The sequence below is a fragment of the Geminicoccus sp. genome, from assembly GCF_036263595.1.
Classification (GTDB): Bacteria; Pseudomonadota; Alphaproteobacteria; order Geminicoccales; family Geminicoccaceae; genus Geminicoccus.
Genome location: NZ_DATAGQ010000133.1, coordinates 1 through 22,616, shown reverse-complemented (window position 1 = coordinate 22,616; position 22,616 = coordinate 1). Strand labels below are relative to the sequence as shown.

The window sequence follows — 22,616 nt, the reverse complement described above, 5'->3', positions numbered from 1 at the left end:
GACCTGACTCACTGGAGCGCTAGCCTTCCCGCCAATCAACAGACCGGTGCTGGTCTGCTGGAAGAAGTAGTTGCGGGTGATCGCCAGATGGTGGCTTGCAAGGATGGTGATGCCATTGGCCTTCTTGTCCAAGTCCACATCGAAGGACATGCCGTGGACCCGGAGGTAGGAACTGTCTTTGATCGTAAGGCTCGTGTTGTTGAATCTGGTACCGCTACAGGGGTTCAGCCTGAAGCCGGATGTGCAGGCGGGATGTTGTGCTTCGATGCTGATCGGATGGGCAGCCGTACCCTTGGCCGTAACAGTGGCACTCGGATAGCGGCCTGCAACGAGGATCAGGCGATCGCCTGCCTGTAGCGTTGGAAGCAGCTCCACAAGAGCAAGCGGGCTGATGTGCGATGCACCGGTTCCTCTGCCGTCAGGACTGGCATAGCGGGTACGCAGCGGGGGTGCCGCCCAGTCGATCGCTGCATAAGCGATGGGTGCCGGATGGATGACAGGTGCGTCGGCGGCAACGACGTGGGCCGACCCGAGCAGAAGCAGTGCCGCAATGCTGCGTCCCAAGAACATCTGCCGCATCAACCTGCTGTCGAGGAAGGCTCAGCATATCAAGCAGGAGCATGATCGGGAACGACATTATCGGCCGGCATGATCGTGGCAGCAGGAGGCCTTCGACAAGAGCGAGGGTGGATGTCCAGCAGGCCCTGAGCAGCAATCGAAGGTTCGGACAGATCATTTCTACGCACTCGTTTGACCAGGGCATCCCTCTCGGTATGACCTGGAGCACCACTCGAGGTGTGTTCTGCCATCCTTGATGACGATACGGAGGTAGGAGCCGTCAGCGCAGCGCTTCTTGCTGTTCTCGTCTAGAGTGCAGTGAATGGGCAAGGCCAGGATCCTCGGCGGAGGGCAAGGCATGGACGTCGATGCGTGGTTGCACGGGCTGGGCCTGAGCCGGTACGCGCAGGCGTTCCGTGACAACGACGTCGACGACCGGGTCCTGCCAGGCCTGACTGCGGACGACCTCAAGGAGATTGGGGTCACGTCGGTCGGCCACCGGCGGCTGATGCTGCAGGCCATCGCGGCGCTACCTGTGGCTCCTTCCAGCTCGGCGACCGTCACCACCGAGGCAAGCATCCCACCGGCGGCACCCGCATCACCCCATGCCGAGCGCCGGCAGCTCACGGTGATGTTCATCGATCTGGTCGGATCGACCGCGCTCTCGGCGCGCCTCGACCCGGAGGAGATGCGGACCGTTCTGCTGGCCTACCAGAACGCTGCTGCGGTCGAGGTCACCCGCTGCGGTGGCCACGTCGCCAAGCTGATGGGTGATGGGCTGCTGGCTTATTTCGGCTGGCCCAGGGCGGACGAGGACGAGGCCGAGCGGGCGGTGCGGGCCGGCCTCGCCATCATCGAAGCGGTCGGATGCCTTGCCACGCCGGCCGAGGAGCAGCTTGCGGCCCGGGTCGGGATTGCCACGGGCCTTGTGGTGGTCGGTGACATCATCGGCGAGGCGGCCGCCCAGGAGGAGGCCGTGGTCGGCGAGACACCGAACCTGGCCGCGCGGCTGCAGGCGATCGCTCCACCGGGCACCGTCATCGTCGCAGAAGAGACGCGCCAGCTCCTGGGCGAGGCCTTCGACATGCACCCGCTCGACCAGGTCCATCTCAAGGGCTTTGCTCAGCCCGTGGCAGGCTATCAGGTCATCAGCGAGCGCTCCGCCAACAGCCGCTTTGAGGCCAAGCGGCCGGGCCAGCTGCTGCCGATGGTCGGACGCGAGCAGGAGCTGGCGCTGGTGCTCGAGCGATGGCGGCAGGCAACAGCTGGCGAGGGTCAGGCGGTGCTGCTAGTCGGCGAGGCCGGCATCGGCAAGTCCCGCCTGGTCCGGGGTGCCCTGGATGCGGTGGCCGACGATGAGCACATCGCGCTCCGCTACCAGTGCTCACCCCACCATACCGGAACAGCCCTTTGGCCGGTGGCGCAGCAGATCCGCGTTGCTGCCGGCTTTGCCGCGGATGAGGACGAAGCGGCGCGGCTGGACAAGCTCGAGGCGCTGCTGCAGCAGGGTGCTGAGGATAGCCTTGAGGTGGCGCCCTTGGTTGCGGGGCTGCTCGGTCTTGATACCGGCAGCCGCTATGCACCGCTGGAGCTGACGCCACAACAACGGCGGGCGCGCACGCTAGCCGTCTTGATCGAGCAGCTGCTAGGCCTGGCACGGCGGCATCCAGTGCTGATGGTGCTCGAAGACGCCCACTGGATCGACCCCACCACCCTCGAGCTCGTGGGGCTGGCCCTCGACCGGATCGCGAGCGCGCGGGTGCTCCTGCTGCTGACCACCCGCCCTGACAACCAGCCGGCCCTGGGCGGGCACCCGCACGTGACACGGCTCACGCTGAACCGCCTTGGCCGTGAGGCCACCGAGACGATCGTGCGGCGGCTTGCTAACGACCGGATCCTGCCGCCTGGGCTGCCGGGTGAGATCGCTGCGCGGACCGATGGGGTGCCGCTGTTCGTCGAGGAGCTGACCAAAGCGGTACTCGAGGCTGGGGCTGCGGGCGTGGCGGTGCCGGTCTCGCTGCATGCCTCGTTGATGGCCCGGCTGGACCGGGTGCCTGGGGTCAAGGAGGTGGCGCAGGTCGCCGCCTGCATCGGGCGGGAGTTCACCTACCCGCTCCTTGCGGCCGTCTCGCCCATGCCCGAAGCCGGGCTGCAGGCGGCCCTCGACCGGCTCGCTGCCGCGGAGCTGGTGTTCGCCCGTGGTGAGCCACCCGAGGCCAGCTACACCTTCAAGCACGCCCTGGTGCGTGATGCCGCCTATGAGAGCCTGCTGAAGGCGGAGCGGCAGCGCCTGCACAGCAGGATCGTCCAAGTGCTGGCGGAGCGTTTCCCGGAGACGGTGATAGCCGAGCCGGAACTGCTGGCCCGTCATGCCGAGGCCGCTGGCGAGATCGCGCGGGCCGTCGACCTTTGGGCTGAGGCCGGCCGGGCAGCGACGCGCCGCTATGCGAACGCCGAAGCCATTCGGCATCTCGAGGCGGGCTTGCGACTGCTGCCATTCCTGCCTGAGACGGAGGAGCGTGATCGGCGGGAGCTGGGCTTGCGGCTGGCGGCCGGCCCATCGCTGATTGCGGTCAAGGGCCACGCGGCACGAGAGGTGGGAGCAACCTATGATCGTGCGCGGGAACTGGCCGAGCGTCTGGCGGATGGGGATGCGCTGTTCGCGGCGCTGCGCGGGCTTTGGAACTGCGTCCACGACCGAGGTGAACTCGAGCAGAGCCTGACCCTCGCTGAACGTCTTGTCGCTGTGGCCGGACGACGAGATGACCTGGCAGAGCAGGCGCTGGCCTGGCGGGCACTTGGCACGAGCCGCCTGATCCGCGGTGAGCTGACGCATGCCATCGAGGCGCTGGACCGTGGACTTGAGGCCTGCTCCATGCTGCCAGCGGGTGCCTGCCTGCATTCGCATGGTGAAGCTCCGGCGGTCATCTGCGCGCAGTATGCCGGCTGGGCGCATACGCTGGCTGGTCGGCCGGACACAGGCCTTGCACTGGTTCGCCAAGGCCTGGCGGAGGCGCGGCGCCTCCGCCACCCGGTCAGCCTCGCCTTCGCGCTGGCCCTAGGGAGCATCGCCCTCGTCCTGCGCCGGGAGCCACGGGCCTGCGAGACGGCAGCCAAGGAGCTCTTGGCGCTCTCGCGCGAGTACGGCTTTACCTTCTATGCGACTGGCGGCGAGATCTTCCTGGGCTGGGCACGGGCGCGGGCGGGCGATCTCGAGGGTGGCATCGAGCTGATGAGCCGGGGCCTGTCGGGCTGGCGGGCCAGCGGCACCGTGCTGCACATTCCCACCCTGTCGGCCCTTCTTGTCGAGGCCCTGCTCGACGCTGCCCGGACCGCTGAGGCGGCAGCAGTGCTTGAGGACGCGCTCGGGCTCGCCCTGTCACATCACGATCTCTACACGGTAGCCGAGCTGCACCGCCTGCGTGGTCGCCTGGCCCTTGCACAAGAGCGCCCGGACGATGCCGTCAGAGCATTCAGTCTGGCGCTGGACTGCGCCCGTGCGAGGAATGGCAAGCTGCTGGAGCTCCGTGCAGGAACAAGCCTGGCCGGGCTCTGGGTGCAGCAGGGCAAGCGGCAACAAGCGCGCGACCTGCTCCTCTCGATCCATGGCTGGTTCACGGAAGGGTTCGACCTGCCGGACCTGCAGGAGGCGAAAGCGTTGCTCGACATGCTTTGAGGCGGCCGCCACAGGATAGGGTGGCGCTTCATCGTTCGGCAACTCGTCGATAAGGATCGGCATTTGGTAGCCTCGGCGCATCCATCCGAAGCTGCGCGTCTGGTCGAGGGTGAGGCCCTGACGTAGCCGATGAGCTGCGGTTGCGCTCCTATTACTCTCAGAAGCAAGCATCAGGAAACGTAGACAGAAAGAACCAAATCCCGGAACGATGCTTCGTCAACAGCCGCTGCCTGCCGTTGCTGCGCACGCACCGCTCCCAAAACGGCTCGTTGAGAGAACGAGGCAGACGCCATCATGAGCATCATGCCCGGTGCGCCAGCTCATGCAGCAGTCTCATCGCATCGTCGGCCCGCGCCACCGGCACGAACAGATGATCGTGATGAAAGGCGGAGACGGGATTGACGCCGATGTTCGCTCACGCCAATCGGGCCGTGACCGCCGCGAGGAAGCCTACCGCCTCCAGCGAGGAATGGATGTTCAAGGTGATCATGCGGCAGGGGAAGATGCCGCTCAAGCCTGCAGCTTGCGCTGAGGCCTGATCGACCACGAGCGTGGTTCCTTCTTCCTCCTGAAAGACCATCACCGGCGAGAGGATGTCGTCCGGCAGCTTGCCAAGCGGCAAGGTGGCAAAGACGAAGACACCAGGCCGCAGCACCGGCTGCATGGAGCGGATGAGGGTTGGGAGATCAGTCTCGCCGGTCATGCCGTCCTCTTGATCTTGATACCGGTTCGGCCCATCGCAGCATCATGGGCGCTGCTTCATCAGCCAAGGCCAACACGTAGCAGTCCTGCCGGCACCTTGAGGCGATGATCATTGGAGAGAAGCACGTCGCAGCGCGCCGCGACAGTCATTCGTTCTGCATCCCCGAATGCCCATTGGCTATGAGAACCAATGGTGTTGACTGTAGCGCCATTGGCTGTCATAACCGATGGTACATTCATGGGGTGCTTGCATGGCCACTTCGGGTGAGCTGATCGAGACGGTCGCCGACATACTCGGCATCTCCAAGGCGACGGTGACTACCTATTACCGGAGCCTCCGCGAAGCTGGGCTTGTGACAAAGAGCGGGCGGGGCCCTAGTGCCGCGCGAATGGCGGCTCGAGATGCTGCCCTCTTGCTGGTCGCTGCCGGCGGGAGCCGGTTCGAGAAGGAACCTGCCGAGAAGATCGTGCGCGACTTCGATCGCGTCCGCTCCTTTAGCAATGCATGCCGCACCCAAGGGCCGTCCACAGACAGCAGTCAGTTCCAGGGGGATTGGATCGAAGGTGACGGTGCCTGGAACATGGGCGGCTTCGAAGTACCGCAACTGCAGACACTTCCCACTCGCCATCGCGTTGCCGATGCTCTGACGGCACTCATTGAGGCCATGGCACCTAATGCAGTCTTGGAGGCTGCCGGCAAACTTGGCCCTGAATACTTTTTTCATCGAATTGGCGTTTCCTTCTTTGGCCCCGTTCCTGGAGCCAGTATCGAACTCGACATTTATGGCTCAGATATGTCGTTCTTTCATGAAGAAGTCGGCTATCAACTTGTTGATCTGATAGACAGTAAACCTAGAGATTTTGATCAATCCAAACGAAGCGTCCGCCGCAAGTATGGGGCCGGCGACTTGACGATCATTCGCCAGTTTACAAATGATACACTTCTTGCGGTCGCGAATCTTCTAAAAGACGAAAGCAGCAGCACTGCTGAACAGAACCTTCGGGTTCCGGAGGGCAGATGATGCCTGTCACCTTGCCCCCGCTCCTTCGCTCGCTTCCGCCACCTCGTAAGTGGCGTCCGCCCCCACTAACAGGCGCAGAAGATGATCATGGCGCTATGGCTGAACCGGCCAAAGCCAAGTTCGAGGCGTCCATTTCCTCGCTGGCCGGTGCCCATCCGCGTGATCTGACGATCCTGACCAGCCGCCGCCGCGAGCTGCGGAAGATCTGGACGATCGGCCAGGAAGCTCCAAAGAACTACGACTACGCTGCCACCTTCAGTGCGAGGTCGGTGCGCATCACCGACCTGCACCACCTCTTCCAGGTGCAGTGCTACCTTCAGGCCCAGCCCTGGTGCTGTGTTGTTCGAGCAGCCGTGAAGCCTGGGCTCGATCTAGCTAACTTGAAGCGCCGTTTGATCGACAAGCCAACACGGAATGGCTCGATCCTCAAAGCAACCCTGGCTGACGTTCCTCGGGAATGGGTCGCGTTTGACATTGATAATGTGCTGGCGCCTGACGGCTGGTATCTGCCGCACCGTATCGTCGACTTCGCCCGTAGCCTGATTGAACGGACCTTCCCGACTGCCTTCCACGGCGCCGGCTTTATCGTGGTCGCGAGCGCATCCGCCGGCATCAAGCCCGGTGCGAAGATGCGGCTGTGGTTCCTGCTGGACCGGCCGCTCTACGGGCACGAGATCAAGCGGGCCATGCTTGGCGCACCGATCGACGAGTGCACCCTGCGGCCCGTCCAGATCATCTACACGGCTGCACCCGGCTTCGTCGGGATGTCTGACCCGGTGGCTAAGCGCGTCCACTTCGCTGGATCGGGATCTGGTCGCGCTGGAGGTCCCGGAACCAGTCAAGGCACTCAGGCGGATCGAGCTCGCGTCTGCGAGTGAGCGCTTTTCACATTACCACGACGAGCTAGTGCCGCTGGACGTTCTGGCTCGTGCGGTCGCCCGCGCACCGGAAGGTGAACGGCACAAGAAGCTGCACGGCTGTGCTTGGCGGGCGGGCGACCTGATCCACACCCACCAAGCTAGCGCCCATGAGATCTTCGACGCTCTTGGAAAGGCCGCCCGCGAAGCCGGCCTCAAGGATCCACCTGAGGAAATTGCTAGGATTATTCGCTGCGGCCTGGAGCGGGCCGTGGGCGGTGCGGCATGACCGATCGGGCCGGCTTCTATGCAGATATCGATGACGCGGAAGCCGCCTACCTGCGCGGTGAACCACCGCCCAAGCGGGAGCAGGCCAAGCCTGAATCCTTGGCCATGATCAATTCGGCTTCCTTAGAGGGGATTGATCCGCCGCCTCGGGTATGGATCGTGGAGCGCTTGCTGCCGGCTGGGACCGTTGCGCTGCTCACTGGCAAGGGTGGCGTCGGCAAGTCTCAGCTCGCGCTGCAACTCGGGGTGATGGTGCAGCGTGGCCATGCCTTCCTCGGGATGAAGACGCACGGCTGCACGGTACTCGTCTACTCCTGTGAAGACGATGCGGATGAGCTGCACCGCAGGTATCACCGCATGGTAAAAAGCCTAGGCACACACATCAGGCCTCCGGGTCAGCTCCTGTTCGCGCCAAGGGTCGGGGCCGGCAATGCGCTGGTAGCGTTCGATGCCCGAACTGGCATCACGTCGCCGACGCCGGCCTATAATGCCTTAAGAGCGGCCGCGATTTCGGCCAAGGCAAAGCTCGTGATCGTCGACACGGTGGCGCAGACCTTCCCCGGCTCGGAGAATGATCGGGCCCAGGTCACTGCCTATGTGAACCTGCTGGCTGGCCTGGCACTTGAGCTGAAGGGCTGCGTGCTGCTGCTGGCCCACCCACCGAAAAACGAAGCTGAATATTCAGGATCGACAGGCTGGGACGGCACGGTGCGCGCCCGCATCCTTCTGCACGAGAAGGACGATGATGGGCTGACCCGCCGCTACCTGAAGCTTGCCAAGGCCAACTATGCGCCGATGTTCGAGTACGAGATCGTCGTCGACGACTATGGGGTCTCGCATCTGGCCGATGCCCCGCCCGAGACGATGGCGGACAAGATTGGCGCCTATCAGGAACTCGCCAACCACAAGGCAGTGTTCCTTCGAGCGCTGGACAAGCTCACGGCGCAGAACCGCTCGGTCTCGCATTCCGAGCGTGCTGGGAACTATGCGCCCAAGGTCATCATCAAGGCCGCCCTGCACGAGGGATGCACCGCCAAGAACCTGCACGCAGCGATGGAAGCACTGTTCGCAGATGGGGTGATCCAGGCCAACGCCCAGGTTGGCAAGCGCGCCAACTACTCGGTGATCACCGGCATCGCCCGGACCACTAGGAAGACTGCGGAAGATGCAGAACCAGCCAGTGAGGCAGCCATGCACATGGCCTCCACCATCGACCTGAACACCCTCGTGGAGGCTGCAGAATGATCGGCTCGACAAGCCGGCAACCACCCACACTGGTCACCCACACCGGTGTGGAAACTGCACAGGAGTACCGGTGTGGACACCAAACCCACCACCCACACACGTGTGTCAGGGGCTTTAGCCCTGACCACTGTGGGGTGGGTGGGTACGCGCAACATGAACCAGTGTGGTTGATCCATCGGAAGCTCAATGTTGAACTAGATCTCGCCTATGTCCCTGGAGGCCGAGGCAGCCCGACGAGCCCTGGACAAGGCCGGCTACACGGCTGGCGCATCTACCTTGACCACGGCCGGGTCATGCTCAATGCGCCGATCAAGAGCCTGTTGCCAAGCCTGGCCTGCCGGCTGCTGAAGTTCCCCGCTGGCCTGATGATCCTGCGCCTGGAGCACGGGCGGTGAGCAGGAGCATGCTCTGCCCTGCACACGGCGAGGCCGCGTCGAGAGCGCCGGCGATGACGTCGAAAGCATGTGCAATCGGTGGGGCTCATGCGCGAGCTATCCCGGGCGGTTGCAATCTCTGGCGCCCTTCGGGACCGGGACCGGGTTCATCCACCCGTGATGCTAACTATGTGAATCCGAGAAAGTCTGGCCACTCCAGGTACCCCCGGGGCCACCCGATTCTCTGCAGTCGAAAGGCTGCAGTACCGTATTGGCTGGCTCGCGTACTCATTGGCAAAATTGAAGTTTTTGGAGAACCCAATATGCGCGGACGACTACCCGTCCCTACTGAGCGCCTCAGGTTGAACGGGGGCTTTCGCGCGGATCGACATGGCAAGCGTGCAGACGAGCCGTTGGTTGAAGGTGTGGTGGGTACACCGCCTAAGACCCTCAAGAATGCTGTCGAGCGTGCTGTGTGGCGGGAAGTGGCAGAGGTTGCGTATTGGCTGACACCGGCTGACAGATCTACTTTGGAGACTTTTTGTCGCCTGAAGACCATGGAGCGCAACGACTTTGCAAGTATGGCCGGTTATCATCTGAGTGCGCTGACTAAGCTTGGCAGTGTCCTTGGTCTTACACCCACCGAACGGGCTCGACTGGCGCTGCCTGGACCGCCAATGCCACCCGATCCTGCAGACCGCTTCTTCGATCCACCAAGTGGAAGGGCATGATGGACAGGTGGTTGAGCTCCAACATGGCTGCAAAAACAGCCGATTCTTAGCCAAAATAAGGGCATTTTGAGGCGATTTTCAGGCGTTTTTGGCTCTGTTTTGGTGCCGGTTTGGCCGGATCAGGAGTTTGGTAGATCACTCGTACTGTCTCTCGCAGGTCTTCGACTTCACGTCAGCGCAGCGAGCTGTTCGGTCGCGTCAGCAAGACGCAACCAGCTGCGAGGCCTGCACAGGCAAGCAGGACCGTCGGCACAGCCCAGATGGCAGGTGCCTCGATCGCTCCGACCATCGCTGCTCCAGCCGCCCCCGCCAGCATGTGCAACGCCCCCATGACCGCACTGGAGGTGCCGGCAGCACCCTCCACCGCCATCAGGCCCAGTGCGATTGCCGGCGGCAGCATGAACCCGACACCGATCTGCGAGAGGATGATCATGGCCATTGCCAGCCAGGCAGAGACGAGGCCGGTAGCCTGCAGGCCCAGGAACAAAAGCGCGCTCAGTACCAGCAGGCAAATGCCGGTGCGGATGCGTGCTTGTGGGCCAACACGCAGGCGTGGCGCCAACAGGCCGCCCATCAGGAAGGCCATGGCATAGCTGGCCGTGGCCAGCCCGACCTCGGTCGGTGTCCACCCGAACGTGCCGCCATACAGGCGTTCTGCTGCAGCAAACGCAGCATAGCCACCGGCAATCGCTGCGCCCGACGTCAAGGAGTAGCCGAGGAAGGCACGTACACGCAGCACATGGCGATAGTTGGTTAAGACTGCCCCGATGCCGCCCTCTCGGCTGCGGCCATGGTGACTTTCCGGCAGTACCAGCACCACGACGATGGTGACCAGGAGCCCACACAGGGCACTCAGCGCCAATGATGCTCGCCAGCCGTGCAGGCCGGAGATGACACCGCCCAGCACCGGTGCCAGCGCCGGTATGACCGCCATTGCCAAGGTCAGCAGCGACATGACCCGCAAGAACGTGTCGCCGGCGTAGCGGTCGCGAGCGATGGCACGCGGCAGGGCCAGGCCGGCACTGGCACCCAGGCCCTGCATCAGTCGGGCCAACAGCAGCATCGTGCCATTAGGCGCCACCGTCGCAGCAATGCTGGCTGCCACATAGATCGCCAGCCCTGCCAGCAGCACGGGCCGTCGCCCTTCCCGCTCCGACAGCGGACCCACCACCAGCTGGCCAAGCCCGATCCCGATCAGCACCGCGGAGAGGATCAGCCCTGCCGAGCCTGCCGGCAATGATAGATCCGCTGCTATCGCCCCAAGGGAGGGCACGACCAGGTTGGTGGCCATTTGCCCAAGGGCGGTCAGAGCCATCAGCAACAACAGGGCACCTGGTGACGGCATCCGGGAACGCGGAAGCGGGGCCTCTTCCGTTGGCTTGATCACGTTGTCTGGTTCCTGGTGCAGATGCCGGGGACGTGCTGCCTGGTCGGCACGATCGGGCGGTTGAGCCGGTTCTGCCATGAGGCAAAGGCCATGCCAGGAACGCACGCAGCTACGCTGCGAGCTGCTGGCGAAGCGGACGGTACATCAACCACTTCGGCATGGGCAGCCGGCATGCCCTGTGACGCCTGCCGCTGGATCCAGCACGGCTACATCGCAGCCCCGAAGTCGTTGTCGTTGCAGATCACCAATCCCCCGCCTTTGTCAGCCAGCCGGACCAGGCCATAGAGGATCTTGCCCCAGACGAGCGGGATCACCGCCTACGTGAAGAACAGTGGCACGTTGGAAGGCCGTGGCCATAGCCAATCATGCATGGCTGCGCACTCCCAGTTATGTGATCGGATTTGGGCAAGGTGCCCTGGACGAAGTGGAGCGGATAATGGTGTAATGGATGGCAGTGTTCTCTCTTTTAGAAACAGAGCTTCCTTTGCCCACCATCCAATTGCACTATGACGGCTGGCTCACCCTGCCAGCCGAGGCACGCCAGCACCTTGACGTCACCACTGGCGATCGCCTTGAGATCGAACTTACCGAAGCTGGCCTGCTCTTGCGTTCAGCCAAACAGGCCAAGCAGACCGCTGCTCTTGAACCGGAGGCGGCTGTGGCACCGCCGGCAGCAGCGCCAGCTGAGCCGCCAGAGACAGTGGAAGCAGTGACAGCGGTCGCCAAGCGAGGCCGGCCGCGCAAGGCGCTGGTACCGGATCTGACGACGCCAAGCATCAAGGTCGGCGGGCGGCGCAAGGGCACCGTCTGACCATCTCGGCTGCGGACCCGTGTTCTCGATATCCAACCCCGCTTGGTCAGCCTCAGGGCTTGTACTGCTGGGGCGGGCTGGTCCTCGACATGACATACTCGACCAGAAGCATGCTGGCGTCCAACCCGTTGCGGACCGCTGCCTCGCTTCCCCGGCGTTCCCAGTCGAGCCATAAACCGTCGAGCGTTGCCATGATCGTATCGACCAACATTGCGATGCTCGCGGCCGGCACCTCTCTGTCTCCAGCGACCGCTTCGATCATCGTCTTGAGGTGCAGCCGGTAGCGTTCGTAAAGCTCACGCTCCACAGCCGCGATCTCCTCGTGTGTCAGCGCCGCCGACCAGAGGTCGATCCGCACGCGCAGGTAATCACGTCGCAGGAAGTCGCGGGTGAAACCCGTCTCCAGAAAGACGTGCAACTGCTCCGTCGGGCTTTTTGGCGCGTCGCTCAAGCCCTGCTGCGTTGCCTCGAAGAGCTGCAGCGAAGCGTGCCGGTAGGTCTCCACCAGCACCTCGCGCATGTCCTTGAAGTAGTAGGTCAGCTGCCCGAGCGAGATCCCAGCCCGGTCGGCGATCCTGCGCGCCGACAGCTTGGCGTAGCCGGATTCCTGAAGGCAATGGAACGCAGCCTCGATGACCTCACCCCGCCGCTCGTCGCCTGACCGGAACACGCGCGGCTTTCGCTTCTTGTCAGGCATGCAACGTCGCAGAGCAGGGAGGGTGGCCGCGATGCCAAAGGGTGACTGTAAGATAAATCAAGCTCGACGGATCTCACCTTCGCTTGCCCTGCCGTGATGACCGAGCTTCTTGACAGGCCTTTTAGTACGAACGTACAAATCTCGCTATTGTACGTTCGTACAAATATGGTGGCGCTGCGCAAAGCCGGCGTGAGGCTAGTCGAGGAGGCGGATCCGCTATGTCTGAGGCTTGGTTCGACCACAGGTTTGCGGCTCATCCATCGCGGCGGGGCGTCCTGAAGGGCTTTGCCATGGCAGGGCTGGCCGCTGGCAGCAGCGGGCTCATCCTTCCCCGTTCAGCACGGGCCAATCCGGTCAAGGGCGGCACGCTCATCTTGGGCCTTGCCGGTGCCAACACCACGGACACCCTCGATCCCGGCCTTGCCTGGGACGACTTCATGATGGCCCTGAGCTATGGCGGCCTGCGCAACAATCTCGTGGAGCTGGATGCCGCGGGGAAGCCGGTAGGTGAACTCGCCGAGTCCTGGGAGTCGTCTCCCGACGCCAAGACCTGGCTGTTCCGCCTGCGCCAGGGGGTCGAGTTCCATAACGGCAAGCCGCTGAGCGTCGAGGATGTCGTTGCCTCGATCAACCACCACCGTGGCGAGGCGTCGACCTCCCTGGCCAAGAGCATCTTCGAGCAGATCGCCGAGGTGAAGGCGGATGGTCCGCAGGCGGTCCGGATCACGCTGGCTGAGGGCAACGCCGATCTCGCCATCCTGCTCAGCGACTATCACCTGGGGGTCATGCCCGCCAATCCCGACGGCAGCGTCGACTGGCAGTCCGGCATCGGCACCGGCGGCTACAAGCTCGACCTGTTCGAGGCCGGCGTCACCGCCGAGGCATCACGCTTTCCCAACTACTGGAAGCAAGGCCGCGCACACGCCGACAGCGTGAGGCTGGTCGCCATCAACGACGCCACCGCCCGGCAGAACGCGCTGATGACGGGCGAGATCAACGTGATGAACCGCGTCGATCCCAAGACGCTGTCGCTCCTTGAGCGCAGCGACCGGATCCGCATCCTGGAGGTCCAGGGCTACCAGCATGCGACCATGCCGATGCTGGTCGACGTGAAGCCGTTTGATGACCTGAATGTCCGGCTGGCCCTCAAATCGGGCATCGATCGTGCGCAGTGGGTCCAGACGCTTCTGCGCGGTCATGGCACCGTCGGTAACGACCATCCGATCCCGGCGAGCCAGCGCTATTTCAACCACGAGCTGGAGCAGCGGACCTACGACCCGGACAAGGCAAAGCATCACCTGAAGCAGGCCGGAATCGACCGCCTCGCCGTCGATCTCAGCACATCCGATGCCGCCTTTGCCGGTGCGGTCGATGCAGCTTTGCTCTTCAAGGAATCCGCTGCCAAGGCTGGTATCGACATCAACGTCGTGCGCGAGCCCAGCGACGGCTACTGGAGCAATGTCTGGGCAAAGAAGCCATTTTGCACCTGCTACTGGACCGGCCGCCCCACGCCGGACGCTGTGTTCTCCCTGATCTATGCCAGGGGCGCTTCGTTCGGCGACACGCACTGGGACAATGAGCGCTTCAATGCCCTTCTGATCCAGGCACGGACGGAGTTCGATGAAGCCAGGCGCGCCGCGATGTATGGCGAGATGCAAGCACTCGTCAGGGACGATGGCGGCACGATCGTGCCGATGTTCATGAACTATGTGCATGGCCTAGGCGAAGGCGTGGGCACTCCCGAACAGATCGCCGCTGATCTGCCGCTGGACGGCATGAAGGCCATCGAACGCTGGTGGGTCGCCTGAGCCGGCAGACTGCGCCGGAACCGTTTGGCCCGGAGGGAGCGATGTCCAAGGCCACCTGGATGGATGCCGACAGCTGCGAGGCCAGGACGTTCCGGGACATGCTCGGCCACTTCCTGACGGGCGTCACGGTGGTGGCGACACGCGACGAGGAAGGCGCTGCGCGCGCGTTCACCGCCAACTCCTTCACGTCGGTATCGCTGGACCCACCGCTGATCCTGGTCTGCCTGGCAAAGGCAGCCACCTGCTGTGCCGCCTTCACGCGTGCCGAACGGTTCAGCGTCAATGTGCTGGGCGACTGGCAGTGTGAGCTGTCCAGGGCGTTTGCTTCCCGCGGAGCTGCGAAGCAGGAAGCGCTTGCTCACCTGACAGCGGATGAGCCGCCCGTCCTCCCGGACAGCCTGGCCATGATGGCGTGCCTCAGCCGGCAGGTCGTGGATGCCGGCGACCATGTCATTCTGGTTGGCGAGGTGGAGCGATTTGTATCAGGCAGCGGCCTGCCGCTCGGATACCATCGCGGCAGCTATGTCAGGTTCCACGCTCGAAACGAACGCAGGGAGCTGCTGCTGGACGATAGAGCGAGGTCCGCGGCGTGAACATCAAAGCGCTGCCCGGTCACTTGAGCTGACGAGACGACGATCGGCCGCTCCGGCCCTGCCCCTGAACCTCTCTCGATGAGCGGTACCATGGACTTCAACCACTTCCTGTCGAGCTACCTGCCTGACCCTTCCTATGGTGGAAGGCGACTTTATCACGACATGGTGGAGCAGGCCGTCTGGGCTGATCGGCTCGGCTATCGGGGCGTGTCGATCCCCGAGCACCACCTGATCAACATCCTCCTGGTGCCCTCACCGCTGCAGTTGGCGGTGAAGGTTGCGGCCGCCACGCGTTATGTCGAGATCATGACGGCCATCGCCGTCCTGCCGATCCGTGACATGCGCGTCTTTGCCGGGGAGGTCGTGCAGGCGAGTGCCCTGTGCGACGGGCGACTGATCCTGGGCGTCGGTCGCGGCGCGTTCGCCTACGAGCTTGCCCGCCTTGGCACGCCGATCGAGACCAGCAAGCGCAAGTTCGAGGAGTCGCTCGCCGTTCTCGAAGCGCTGCTGACGCGCGAAGAAGTGTCATGGGACGGGGAGTATTACCGCTTCGACCCGATCACGGTGATGCCGCGTCCGGAAGAGCCGATCCCGCTGATGTTGGCGGTGATGACGATCCCGGGCATCGAGGAATGCGCGCGGCGCGGCTACATGGTGCAGACCACGCCCCTCCAGGCTTCCCATGCCGTGCTCCTGGATCAGGTCAACGCCTTCAAGCGCGGCAGGGCTGATGCTGAGGCGGCGGGACGTAGGAGCCGGCTGTCGCTTCAGCGGGGTGTCTATCTCGCACGCGATGCAGCGGACGCCCGTCGCAAGCTGGCGCTCGCCTACACCTACTACGAACGCTTCGACAACGTCTTCACCGGGCCCGGAATCGTCGATTCCGGTGCCATCCGGCCGTTGCCGCGAAACCAGTCGATCGAGGATCTCAGCCGCAGCCTGATCATCTGCGAGGCCGCCGAGATGATCGACCGGCTGGCTGCCTATGCTGAAGCCGGCATCGATGAGGTCATCCTTTCCTCGAATTTTGGCCAGACCCAAGGCGAGACGCTGGAGATGATGGAGCGCTTCTCGCAGGATGTGATGCCCCACCTCTCCAGCGTTCGGACGAAGTCCGTCGCCTGACCTATTGGATCCAGGAGAACGACATGCCGATGATCAAGGTCGAGATGTTCAGTGGCCGCGGCGCCGAACAAAAGCGTCGCCTCGTGAAGGCGCTGACGGATGCTTACGTTGAGGTCTGTGGCGGCAAGCCGCAATCGGTGCACATCATCCTCGCCGACATCGATCGCGGCGATTGGGCCATCGGTGGCGAACTCTGCTCCGATCTTTATCCGGACACCGCGCCCGCTGCCGCGCCAGCGAAGACTGAGTGAGGCAGCCAGATATGGCGATCGAGTGTGCATACTCGGTGGAGGGTCGGGGCCCTGCCCTGTTCCTCGTCCACGGCATCGGTGCCCGGCGCACTGCCTGGACAAAGCTTGTGGAAGCGCTGAAGGACGACTTCACCTGCGTGTCCTATGACCTGCGCGGGCATGGCGACTCGCCGTTGCCCGAAGGCCGCTTCGGCCTGAACGATCTGGTAGACGACCTTGAGCAGCTGCGCGCAAAGCTGGGCTTCGAGAAGATCCACGTCGCCGGCCACTCGCTGGGCGGCATGATTGGTCCGGCCTATGCCCGCCGCCATCCGGCCAGGGTGATCTCGCTCGGCCTTCTGTCTACCGCGGCGTTCCGCACGGAAGACGACAGCGCAAAGGTGAAGGCGGTGGTTGCCGCGATGCGCGAGCGCGGCATTGGGCAGGTGCTGGATACGCTGACCGCGCGCTGGTTCACCGATGAATTCGCTGCGGCCCGTCCCGACGTCATCGAGTGGCGCAAGCGTCAGGTGGTCGACACCGCCTCGAACGTGTTCCTCAACGTCTTCGACATCTATGCCGAGACAGAGATGGCCCCATGGCTGCACGAGATCGACGTGCCGGCACTCGTCCTCACAGGTGAACTTGACGGTGGCTGTAACCCTCGCCTGAACCAGCAGATCGCCGCCGCCATGGCGCAATCCGAGCTGGTGATCCTGGAAGGGCTGAAGCACGCGATCCTGATCGAGGCCTCCGAACGCGTCATCCCGCCGATGAAGCGTTTCCTCCTGGCACAATCCTCATAACTCTACCGTAGAAGGCCAGTGGCCTAAAACTTAGCTACCACACGCCTTTGTCTCTCATGGGTCTACCCCAGCAAGGCAGAAGCGCGAGACACCACAGCCCGTCTCAGATGCGTCGTTCCCGATCATCCAAGACAGCAGCCTGAGCAGGTCGAGATCCTAACAAGACAAGGCCCCTCCCCCGCATACTATCTATGGCGATGCATCCAACGCCCCGTCATCCTGGGTTCGTCGTGAGGCTCTCGGCAGAGCAAAATGCTCTTGTGCTTTGAACCGTATGACCTGGGCAGCGATCAGGCCAGCTCAGCAAGGAGCGCCTTGGCCGCCCGCAGGTCTGCTGTCTCGGCGCCCTCAGTGAACCAGCCATGGACTGGCACGAGCAGGTCGCGCGCCTCGATCTGTCTTTCCTGGTCCCGCCACAGGCGAGCGAGACTGGTCACCGCGCGCAGCTCCCACAACCTTGCGCCCTGCTCGCGGGCGACCTCTATGGCCCGAATGTAGCAGCGTTCTGCTTGGCAGGGATCGGAGGCCAGAAGCAACTGCCCCCATAGGCGTTGCAGCTCGGCCTCGAACCATCGCTCCTCGTTTGCGATCACCCTCCCGAGGCCCTCAGTTACCAGCTCGAGTGCATGGGCTGTCTCCCCACCGCCTGCGAGCACCTCGGCTGCCATTGCCAGCGTACGCGGGAAGAAGTCCACGTCCTTGTTATCCCGCAGGGCTCTGAGTGCCCGCCACACTGATTCCACGCTGGCCCCGGTCTGCCCCTGACGCGCAAGTGCCCAGCTGCGGTAAAGTTCGACGTACGAGGCGTATGAGACAAAGCCATGCTTGGCCGCGAGCGCGCTCAGCTCCTCCGCGGCTCGCTCGACGGCATCCCCGTCCGCCCGTAGTTGATGGAAACCCATGGCTCGGTGCAGGGCGAAGCAGAGCGAGAGCGGGTCCGAGATCTTCCGAGCCTGCAGGAGCGACTCCTCGCTCTTCTGCACCGCTTGCTCCATGAATCCAGAGGAGAGCAGAACCCATGCCAGGTAGCCCGAGCAGACGACGTCAGGCGCATAGCCATAGGTCAACCTCAGATCGCCATGCCGCGCCGGGTCGTACAGGCCGAGGGCCATCCGGAAGTGGGCAGCTGCCGCACCTAGCTCGCCACGCGCGAGGCAGACGATGCCATTGTTCATGTGAGCGATGATCTGGGCCGCGGCATCCCCTTCTCGGCATGCCGAGTCCAGCAGCTCCGCACCGACCACCGTGGCGGCTGGAAGTTCGTCCCGGCTACGGTGGTAGGTCACCAAGCCGTCGAGCGCCGCGTAGAGCGGCTGTGCAAGGGAGAGCTCGCGACAGAGGGCAGCCGCGCGCATGTAGGCACGGCCCGTCTCGGGCATCCCGGTGCCCCTGCCCGCTGCGAGGGCACCGCCGAGAGCAAGTTGGAGGTCGAGCTCAAGCAAGCCTTTGGCAGAACTTTCGGGGAGGGTGGCCAGGCCCTGGAGCCCTGCGGTGAGATGGGCGATCGCCTCGGCGGTGGCCGCACCGGCCATCGCGCGCCGTCCGGCCTTGTGCCAATAAGCGGTTGCCTTCTCGCAAGACCCTGCCCAGGTGAAGTGACGGGCCACAAGCTCTGGCTCCGATTGCGCCACCTCTGGAAAATGCTCCTCAAGGACCTGGGCTATCCGGGCGTGCAGTTGGCTGCGTCGGCTCCTGAGTAAACTCTCGTAGGCTGCGTCCCGCACCAGCGCGTGCTTGAAGGTGTAGATCACATCAGGCGGCTCACCCCGCACAAAGACCAGCTCGGCCGCCCTGAGCTGATCCAGCGCAGCCCGGAGCTCAGGCTCGGGCACGCGGGAGACCGTGGCGAGCAGCGGGTAGCCGAACTCTCGACCGAGGCAGGCCGCCACCTGCGCTACCTCCTTGGCTCCAGGGACCCGATCCAAACGCGCCATCAACGAGGCATTCAGCGACGTCGGCACCGCCGCCTTCCCCGCTGCTCCCGCCTCCAGCACCGCCTTGGTCAGCTCCTCGACGAACAACGGTACTCCGTCGGTCCGCGCTGCGATTTCATGCAGGACCCCTGGCGCTAGGCCATGTTGGCCCACAAGGAACGTGATGATTGCCGCGGTCGGGCCGCGACCAAGGCGCTTGAGCGTGAGCCGGGTCACGTGCGGGTGTCCACTCAAGCGTGGCTCGCCGTCTGGCCGGCTCGTCAGCAGCACGAGCACCTGTGTATTTTTGATCCGGTCGAGGGTTTGGCCGATCAGCTCGAGAGTAGTGGGATCGGCCCAGTGTGCGTCCTCAAGCACCAGCAGCACTGGCCGGCACCGAGCCAGTCCCAGGAGCTGCCCCACCAGCGCCGCCAGCGTGCGGGCACGTTGCTGCTGCGGTGTCAGCTCGAGCGCCGGGTAGCGCGCGCTGACGTCGATACCGAGCAGTGGTGCGATCAGCTGTACTGCCTCGTCGATTTCCTCCGCACCGCTGCGCAGCAGCCCCGCAAGCTTGTCGACTTTCGCCGCTTCCGTGTCAGTGGGCAAGAGGCCGGCGGCGAACTTGAGCTGCTGGACGACCGGCCAGAGCGCTGTTCCGGTATGGTGGGGCGAGCACTGGTAGCGGAGCGCGACATGCTCATCTTCAGCGACCGCGTTCAGTGCAGCATAGATCAGGCGGGACTTGCCGATGCCGGCATCGCCGACCACAAGCAGCGCCTGCCCCTCGCTGGCGGCGGCCTGCCGCCAACGCTCGCGCACGAGCGCCAGCTCCTGATCGCGTCCGACCATGGGCGACGCTCTGCCTGGCCGCTGGGCCTCGAAACGGCTACCGGCGGGGTGCTCGCCGAGGACCTGAAAGCCAGTCACTAGGTGCGCGAAACCCTTAAGTCGGAGCGGACCGAGCTCGCGCAGTTCGAACACGTCGCCCAGGAGCCGCCGAGTGTCCGCTGCGACCGCCACCATCCCCGGTCCTGCCACTTCCTGCAGACGCGCGGCAAGGTTCGGGGTCTCTCCAACCACCGCCTCCTCCTGTGCACTGCCTTCGCCCACAAGATCTCCGACGACCACGAGGCCAGTCGCTATCCCAATCCGAGCCGCAAGCGGCTCTCCCAGCGGGGTGGAGAGGCGGCCGACGGCCGCGGTGATCGCCAGACCGGCCCGAGTGGCACGCTCCGCCTCGTCCTCGTGCGCCCTGGGCCAGCCGAAGTAGGCCAGCACGCCGTCGCCCATATACTTGGCGACGTGCCCCTCGAACCGCGCGACTTCGCTTGCGACTTTGTTCTGGTAAGCGCGCAGAACATCACACATGTCCTCCGGGTCAAGGCGGGCGGTGAGCGCTGTCGAGCCAATCAAGTCGACGAACATCAACGTCAGCTGCCGTCGCTCAGCCTGAGACGTGACTAGAGGCGCGCCCTGCTTTGCTTCTGCCTGGGCTGCCTCCGCCGCTAGCGTCGTCACCGGCGGATGGGCTAGATCGCGGATCGCCTTGAGCACGATCTTTCGCGGCCCCAGTGGGAGCCCGAGCTCCCGCAGGTCCGCGTCAGTCAGCTCTGGCAGGATCTCAAGCGTCACCTCGGCATCGCAGAACGCCTGCCTGTAACGTCCGAGTCCCAGGTCCCGCAGCCAAACCGCGAGGTCTAAGTCCTGCTCCTCCGACACATGCCTTGCCTCTCTCCTTGATCGATAGCTTACTCCAGAACTCGATCGAACGTGCGAGGTCATCTTTCTGGCGGGCAGTTTCCATCCGACTCTCTTCAACGTAGCCAGTAGCGTCGACCGTGGCACCCTGAAGTTTCGGCAGACCGAGGTCTTGGAGGCACCGTTGGTCAGCGCCGCCGTGCTCTGCTCAACCTGCTCCGGGCTCAAGGCTGGTGGCCTGCCCCGACGGCCGGCCCGGCAGCCCTACCATCAGCCGCTCATAAGTTAGCGCCCGCTTGTACATATAGCCGACCAGTAGACGGGAAATCCTCAAGAGGATGTTTCCGTACCAGCAGCCAATCCGGCAGGGGTTGCCGTGCAGCATGAGCGGAGGAGGAAGAACCTCGGCTCCGGCGGTTCGGGAAGGTGCCGGGAATCACATGGTTCCTGTCATCTCATCTATACTCGTTGCCTCGTCATCTGGCGTTCTGGAGCTTACCGGTCGCTTGCAGAACGTATTCGCGGGTCTGCAGGTGAGACCAGCCAAGTGCCGACGTTCAGGTCGCGCCAGCCCAGGTGGAAGGCGGAAGGATGCTGAACTGCAAGGCGATGCTAAACTGCTGGATGAGGTTCAGGCGAAGACGAAATCGCCCGCTCGCAGGCTGACGATGTCATCCAGCGTGATCTCGTTGATGTTGGCGGCCCTCTTGTCGAGGTCGATGATGGTCGCGCCCGCCCTCGTCTCGATGGTCAGGTCGGCGAACTTGGTGATGCCGTAGGCACTGAGGTCGATCGTGTCCTTGCCGGACTGGAAGTCGCCGATGTTGTCCAGACCACTGCTAGGAGTGAAGATGAAGGTATCGGCACCACGGACGATGTTGCTGAAGTCTGTGATACCTTCGTCGATGCTTGCTTGGAGATCGAAGTCGCCAAAGAGGATGTCGTCGCCTTCGCCACCAACCAGGTAGTCATTGCCGCCTTGGGTATGGTCGCCCACGATGTCGGCATCACCGACAAGGCGGTCCTCTCCCGCCCCACCAATGAGGGCGTCACTGCCACCCCTGGCATTCCCCTGGGCATTGGAGATCAGGTACGTGGCATCGCCTTCGAGGACGTCATTCCCAGCGCCACCGATGAGCAAGTCGTCGCCGCCACGGGTGTGGCCTCCTATGCTGAAGGCATCGCCGATGAGCTCGTCGTTTCCCGCCCCGCCAAAGAGGACGTCGCTACCGCCCCTGGCGCTATCTACGATATTTATGCCTACGATATTTAAGCCATCGCCTAGGAGGATATCATCCATCTTCCCCCCAATAAGCCAATCATCGCCGCCCCGCGCGCTGCCGGACATGGTATCGCCGCTGTCGCCGACGATGGAGGCCACCCCTCCCGAGCTATTGTCGAGGAGGTCGTTGCCGCCACGGGCATGGTCGCTCATGCTGAAGGCATCGCCCACAAGACGAGTATGACTTCCCGTGCCGACAAGGTAGTCGCTGCCGCCACGGGCGTGGCCAGACATCACATCGGCATCACCGACGAGGCCGCCACCTTTGAGATAATCATTCCCCCCTTCAGCGGTCCCCCTGATCTCCCAGGCATCGCCATAGATCTCATCGAAACCACCGCGGCCCTCGATCCAGTCGTTGCCGCCCCGGCCTGAGGACAAAGCCCCACCGATCTGCGGGATGTCGATTGGGTTGCTCTCCTCATCGAAAAATCCGGCACCTGTGGTGTAGGGGTCGCCGAAGATAAAATCCTCGTCCTCGGTGCCGACCAGGCGGTTGTTCTTGCCGGGAAACTCCTCGGTGCCGCCGATGATGACCGCCATGGTGCCGCCTCCCCTCGTCGTTGCCCTCTGCGTCCGGTGACACGGCCAGTGTGCGCCTGGCCCAGGCGGCAGACAAGGCTTGGCCGTCTCAACCGCTCGGTGCAGCCAAGTAACGTTGGCGTGACTGGCTCTCTCCCGGCCTACAGTTCTTTGAGACACCGCATTGCAGGTAGAGGACTGCAAGGAGGTGGAGGATGGACGAGGACGTTGGGGCGGACGTGGGTCCGGTGGAGCGCGCCCGCTACGCTGGCCGATCCGGGTCCATGCCCG

At 63.9% G+C, this 22,616-nt stretch carries 16 protein-coding genes and 1 pseudogene; 11 read left to right on the top strand and 6 right to left on the bottom strand.

Annotated elements, in window-relative coordinates:
* On the bottom strand, positions 1-570 hold a 570-nt coding region (locus VHL31_RS12925; protein ID WP_329661630.1), incomplete at its 3' end, for a hypothetical protein.
* A 346-nt stretch (positions 571-916) separates the two neighbouring features.
* Between VHL31_RS12925 and VHL31_RS12920 the strand changes: the two genes are divergently transcribed.
* Positions 917-4,234, top strand: coding sequence for an adenylate/guanylate cyclase domain-containing protein (locus tag VHL31_RS12920; RefSeq protein WP_329661629.1), 3,318 nt, complete (start codon positions 917-919; stop codon positions 4,232-4,234).
* A 301-nt stretch (positions 4,235-4,535) separates the two neighbouring features.
* Here the strand turns inward: VHL31_RS12920 and VHL31_RS12915 are convergent.
* Positions 4,536-4,937: pseudogene (locus VHL31_RS12915) on the bottom strand (ACT domain-containing protein).
* A 250-nt stretch (positions 4,938-5,187) separates the two neighbouring features.
* Here VHL31_RS12915 and VHL31_RS12910 point away from each other — a divergent pair.
* The 4 genes from VHL31_RS12910 (at position 5,188) to VHL31_RS12895 (ending at position 8,348) form a co-directional block, all read left to right on the top strand.
* Complete coding sequence (locus VHL31_RS12910; protein WP_329661627.1) at positions 5,188-5,958, top strand: helix-turn-helix domain-containing protein; 771 nt, start codon at positions 5,188-5,190, stop codon at positions 5,956-5,958.
* A gap of 95 nt (positions 5,959-6,053) precedes the next feature.
* Positions 6,054-6,836: a hypothetical protein gene (locus VHL31_RS12905; RefSeq protein WP_329661626.1), complete on the top strand. Its 783-nt coding sequence runs from the start codon at positions 6,054-6,056 to the stop codon at positions 6,834-6,836.
* Positions 6,837-6,864: 28 nt separating this feature from the next.
* The gene (locus VHL31_RS12900) at positions 6,865-7,104 is read left to right on the top strand and encodes a hypothetical protein (RefSeq protein WP_329661625.1); all 240 of its coding nucleotides are present in this window, start codon (positions 6,865-6,867) and stop codon (positions 7,102-7,104) included.
* On the top strand, positions 7,101-8,348 hold the full coding sequence (locus tag VHL31_RS12895) for an AAA family ATPase (protein ID WP_329661624.1): 1,248 nt from the start codon (positions 7,101-7,103) through the stop codon (positions 8,346-8,348). Before VHL31_RS12900 ends, VHL31_RS12895 begins: the two co-directional genes overlap by 4 nt.
* Before the next feature lie 1,277 nt (positions 8,349-9,625).
* Here VHL31_RS12895 and VHL31_RS12890 read toward each other — a convergent pair.
* A complete protein-coding gene (locus VHL31_RS12890; RefSeq protein ID WP_329661631.1) occupies positions 9,626-10,768 on the bottom strand; it encodes a Bcr/CflA family efflux MFS transporter in 1,143 nt (380 codons plus the stop codon).
* A 556-nt stretch (positions 10,769-11,324) separates the two neighbouring features.
* On the opposite strand from VHL31_RS12890, the gene VHL31_RS12885 reads away from it, so the two are divergent.
* Complete coding sequence (locus tag VHL31_RS12885; RefSeq protein WP_329661623.1) at positions 11,325-11,651, top strand: AbrB/MazE/SpoVT family DNA-binding domain-containing protein; 327 nt, start codon at positions 11,325-11,327, stop codon at positions 11,649-11,651.
* A 52-nt stretch (positions 11,652-11,703) separates the two neighbouring features.
* Here the strand turns inward: VHL31_RS12885 and VHL31_RS12880 are convergent, their stop codons facing one another.
* Complete coding sequence (locus tag VHL31_RS12880) at positions 11,704-12,348, bottom strand: TetR/AcrR family transcriptional regulator (protein WP_329661622.1); 645 nt, start codon at positions 12,346-12,348, stop codon at positions 11,704-11,706.
* 218 nt (positions 12,349-12,566) lie between these two features.
* Here VHL31_RS12880 and VHL31_RS12875 point away from each other — a divergent pair, with 218 nt between their 5' ends.
* The 5 genes from VHL31_RS12875 to VHL31_RS12855 all read left to right on the top strand — a co-directional run bounded on the left by VHL31_RS12875 (position 12,567) and on the right by VHL31_RS12855 (position 16,910).
* Positions 12,567-14,156 (top strand): ABC transporter substrate-binding protein, encoded by a 1,590-nt coding sequence (locus VHL31_RS12875; RefSeq protein ID WP_329661621.1) that lies wholly within the window; start codon positions 12,567-12,569, stop codon positions 14,154-14,156.
* Between the two features lie 41 nt (positions 14,157-14,197).
* Positions 14,198-14,749: a flavin reductase family protein gene (locus VHL31_RS12870; protein WP_329661620.1), complete on the top strand. Its 552-nt coding sequence runs from the start codon at positions 14,198-14,200 to the stop codon at positions 14,747-14,749.
* Between the two features lie 78 nt (positions 14,750-14,827).
* Positions 14,828-15,874: an LLM class flavin-dependent oxidoreductase gene (locus VHL31_RS12865; protein ID WP_329661619.1), complete on the top strand. Its 1,047-nt coding sequence runs from the start codon at positions 14,828-14,830 to the stop codon at positions 15,872-15,874.
* Between the two features lie 23 nt (positions 15,875-15,897).
* Positions 15,898-16,125 (top strand): tautomerase family protein, encoded by a 228-nt coding sequence (locus VHL31_RS12860; RefSeq protein WP_329661618.1) that lies wholly within the window; start codon positions 15,898-15,900, stop codon positions 16,123-16,125.
* Between the two features lie 11 nt (positions 16,126-16,136).
* Positions 16,137-16,910, top strand: coding sequence for an alpha/beta hydrolase (locus VHL31_RS12855; protein WP_329661617.1), 774 nt, complete (start codon positions 16,137-16,139; stop codon positions 16,908-16,910).
* A 290-nt stretch (positions 16,911-17,200) separates the two neighbouring features.
* Here VHL31_RS12855 and VHL31_RS12850 read toward each other — a convergent pair whose 3' ends face one another.
* Positions 17,201-20,605, bottom strand: a complete 3,405-nt coding sequence (locus tag VHL31_RS12850; protein ID WP_329661616.1) for an ATP-binding protein — start codon at positions 20,603-20,605, stop codon at positions 17,201-17,203.
* Between the two features lie 547 nt (positions 20,606-21,152).
* Positions 21,153-22,346, bottom strand: a complete 1,194-nt coding sequence (locus VHL31_RS12845; RefSeq protein ID WP_329661615.1) for a calcium-binding protein — start codon at positions 22,344-22,346, stop codon at positions 21,153-21,155.
* Between the last annotated feature and the right edge of the window lie 270 nt (positions 22,347-22,616).

Coding starts and splice junctions, on each gene's coding strand:
- VHL31_RS12920 (WP_329661629.1), top strand. CDS start 917: ATGGACGTCGATGCGTGGTTGCACGGGCTGGGCCTGAGCCGGTACGCG.
- VHL31_RS12910 (WP_329661627.1), top strand. CDS start 5,188: ATGGCCACTTCGGGTGAGCTGATCGAGACGGTCGCCGACATACTCGGC.
- VHL31_RS12905 (WP_329661626.1), top strand. CDS start 6,054: ATGGCTGAACCGGCCAAAGCCAAGTTCGAGGCGTCCATTTCCTCGCTG.
- VHL31_RS12895 (WP_329661624.1), top strand. CDS start 7,101: ATGACCGATCGGGCCGGCTTCTATGCAGATATCGATGACGCGGAAGCC.
- VHL31_RS12890 (WP_329661631.1), bottom strand. CDS start 10,768: ATGGCTCTGACCGCCCTTGGGCAAATGGCCACCAACCTGGTCGTGCCC.
- VHL31_RS12880 (WP_329661622.1), bottom strand. CDS start 12,348: ATGCCTGACAAGAAGCGAAAGCCGCGCGTGTTCCGGTCAGGCGACGAG.
- VHL31_RS12875 (WP_329661621.1), top strand. CDS start 12,567: ATGTCTGAGGCTTGGTTCGACCACAGGTTTGCGGCTCATCCATCGCGG.
- VHL31_RS12870 (WP_329661620.1), top strand. CDS start 14,198: ATGTCCAAGGCCACCTGGATGGATGCCGACAGCTGCGAGGCCAGGACG.
- VHL31_RS12865 (WP_329661619.1), top strand. CDS start 14,828: ATGAGCGGTACCATGGACTTCAACCACTTCCTGTCGAGCTACCTGCCT.
- VHL31_RS12860 (WP_329661618.1), top strand. CDS start 15,898: ATGCCGATGATCAAGGTCGAGATGTTCAGTGGCCGCGGCGCCGAACAA.
- VHL31_RS12855 (WP_329661617.1), top strand. CDS start 16,137: ATGGCGATCGAGTGTGCATACTCGGTGGAGGGTCGGGGCCCTGCCCTG.
- VHL31_RS12850 (WP_329661616.1), bottom strand. CDS start 20,605: ATGACCTCGCACGTTCGATCGAGTTCTGGAGTAAGCTATCGATCAAGG.
- VHL31_RS12845 (WP_329661615.1), bottom strand. CDS start 22,346: ATGGCGGTCATCATCGGCGGCACCGAGGAGTTTCCCGGCAAGAACAAC.